The sequence below is a fragment of the Acinetobacter sp. CY79 genome, from assembly GCF_059515845.1.
The window spans coordinates 1-2,945 of sequence record NZ_JCAKMY010000064.1 but is presented as its reverse complement, the minus strand read 5'-3'; the positions used below and the strand labels follow the sequence as shown (position 1 = coordinate 2,945).

General features: G+C 35.7%; 2 protein-coding genes and 1 pseudogene. All 3 read left to right on the top strand.

What is annotated here, in order from left to right:
* Nucleotides 1-1,321 (top strand): RHS repeat-associated core domain-containing protein (locus AC5YCE_RS15415; RefSeq protein WP_496172603.1); only part of this gene is annotated, 1,321 nt, incomplete at its 5' end.
* Nucleotides 1,322-1,331: 10 nt separating this feature from the next.
* Nucleotides 1,332-2,261 (top strand): tetratricopeptide repeat protein, encoded by a 930-nt coding sequence (locus AC5YCE_RS15410; protein WP_496172602.1) that lies wholly within the window; start codon nucleotides 1,332-1,334, stop codon nucleotides 2,259-2,261.
* Nucleotides 2,262-2,469: 208 nt separating this feature from the next.
* Nucleotides 2,470-2,945 (top strand): annotated as a pseudogene (locus AC5YCE_RS15405) (RHS repeat protein); the annotation flags it as partial.

Sequence of the window (2,945 nt, the reverse complement as noted above, 5' to 3'; positions counted from 1 at the left end):
ACAGATCACAGAATACGGTTATGACGTGTTTGGACGACGCCTATACAAAAAATCCCAAGACCACTATGGCAAAGACAGTCTCACCCTGTTTGGATGGGATGGCGACCTGATGGTGTGGGAGTCATGCCAAGATCAAGATAAAAGCTACACCAAGCACTATGTGTATGAACCCAATAGCTTTGTGCCTGTACTGCAAACAGGCTATCACCAGTTCATCCAACTGATCAAAACCCCAGACTACAGTCAGTTTAAAACCATGCCGTATTCGATCCAAAGAGATCCAGTATGGAGCACAGACACGCGCAAGAACAAAGCAGAACTTGAACGAGTAGCCTTTTACCACTGTGATCAGGTGGGAACACCACAAACCCTGAGTAATGAAAAGGGCGAATGTATTTGGGAAATCACCTTAAATACATGGGGAAAGGCACAACAGGTGAAAGCACAGCATCAAGACCAAATACTTGAGCAAACCAATATCCGTTTCCAAGGGCAGTATTATGATGAGGAAACAGGATTACACTACAATCGTTACAGATATTATGAGCCACATAGTGGACGATATATCTCTAAAGATCCGATTGGTCTGCAAGGTGGATTGAATAATTCAGCTTATGTAAGTGACCCCAATCAGTGGGTCGATCCCAAAGGATTGAATGAAACTAAAATTATTGCATCTGGTGGATATAATCCAACTAATGAGTCTGAATCAATAAGTGATGGATATTCATTTGGACGCGGGAATAATTATCAAATAAAAGAAGCAAATGGAACTACAACACTTACTATTGATCCTAAAGCTGCTTATAATGCAAAAAAAAATGGAAAAGAAGTTTTAGCAAATAATGAAGCTGCTGTAAATGCTATGAATAAGCCTATTATGGATGCTGAAGCTGAACAAAGAAGGCTGGCCTCAAAAGCTCAGTATGATGCACAATTTTCAGAAAGACAAAGTAGGTGTACTGTGGAAAGCGGATGCCATCTAGCGAGAGGTGGAAATAGTTCTAGTACAAATATAGATCATAAGATAAATGATTATGAAGCATTAGGGATGACTGATGTAGAGGCGTATCATAATATTAGAGGTTCACGAGCTAAAGCCGTTGCAGAAGTTGGAAAATATATTGGTGATAATGGACATAAGGTTTTGGAACAGCATCCTATAGGAGGAGCAATAAGTGATACTCATAGTTGTATAACTGGTACGTCAATGGGAGATTTAAGAAAATGTGCAAATGCTTCAAGCATTGGGCAAAAAGTTAATAAAGCAATTGATACTTATGAAAACATAGACAAAGTAAAAGATTTTTTAAATAAATAAGTGGTAGGTAATGAAATTTAAATGTTCAATTAAAAATACTAGTTTGATATTATTATTACTTAGTAATTTAGCATGTTCACCTATAAAAGTTAATAACAACTATAAGTTGACTAACTTATCTGCAGAATCATATTGTGTTAATAAGACTACTAGTGATAAATATATACAAGTACAGACTCTATTGAATTCAGATTCGCCTAATTATGCTTCTGCCTTAAATTGTTTAAAAATACTTGTAAAAGAAAATCATAAAGAATCTCAGTTTACACTGGGGGTCATGTATTTTTCTGGGGAAGGAGTTGAAAAAAATTTAGCTCTTGCTAAAGAATTATTTGAAAAGTCAGCTAGCCAAGACTTTGCTCCTGCTCAATTTAACTTAGCAATTATGTATTTAGACGGTCTTGGTGTAGATCGGAACTACCTAAAAGCTATTCATTATTTTGAAAAGGCTGCAGTTAATGGACATCAAAAATCATTATATAATCTCGGGGCAATGTATATGGATGATTCGAGTGTTTCAAAAGATTATGAAAAAGCTAGATTTTATTTTAGTCAGGTGAATCAAGGCGAAAATCTTTATGATGCTTTTTATAATCTAGGTATCCTTTATGTGAATGGATATGGCATTGATCAAAATTATAAAATTGCTAAAGATTACTTTGAAAAAGCAGTCTATGGTAATCCAGATAATGTTGATTACTTATTTAATTTAGGTGTAACTTACCTTAAATTAGATATCGGTATTCTAGAAGATGCTAAAGCTGCTAACTATTTATTAAAAGCTGCGAGTTTAAATCATTCTGAAGCACAATTTTTGGTTGGAAGAATGTATTTTTATGGATTGATCTTACCAAAAGATGAGAAGTTGGGGCGATATTGGCTGGAGAAATCTGCAAAAAATGGAAATCAATTAGCAATTCACCTATTAGCTAATATCTAGAGTTATTTAATAAATCGTAAAATAGCCAATTGTATTTCTAATACTTTAGGTATTTCATAGTTTAGCGTTAATTAATGATTGAATATTAAATAAACTTATTCTCAAAGCAGATTAACTTAGCAGAGAAGATCAGATTTTTTTATATCTGAGTTATCGGTATGAGCATTGACTTTATTTCAAGTTGCACAAGTTCCGATTTTTCTGAGCCAATATCATCACCCAATTTGGCTACTATGAAGATGGAATGATTGCTGAAAAAAGCTATACCCATATTGAAACCCGCAAAACCCAAACCGAGCGCTTTGACTATAATTTAAATGGACAACTGAGTCGTACTGTCAACGAAAACAGTCAAATCGACTTCTACCGCAACGAAATTGGACAACTGATCCGAGAACACCAGCATTATAAGATTCCGCATTTTGAGGATATGACCGCAGTACTGCGCTATCACTACGATGAACTGGGTAACTTAATTAAAACCATCCGCCCCGATGGACAAGAAATCACCCATCTGAGCTATGGGTCAGGGCATGTCTATGGTATTGCACTGAATAAAAAAGACATGGTGGGCTTTAAACGCGATGATTTGCATCGAGAAACCGAACGCTACTTGGCGAATGGACTTATACAAACAAACCAATACAACGATATCGGTTTACTGATCTCACAAACGATTCAGCC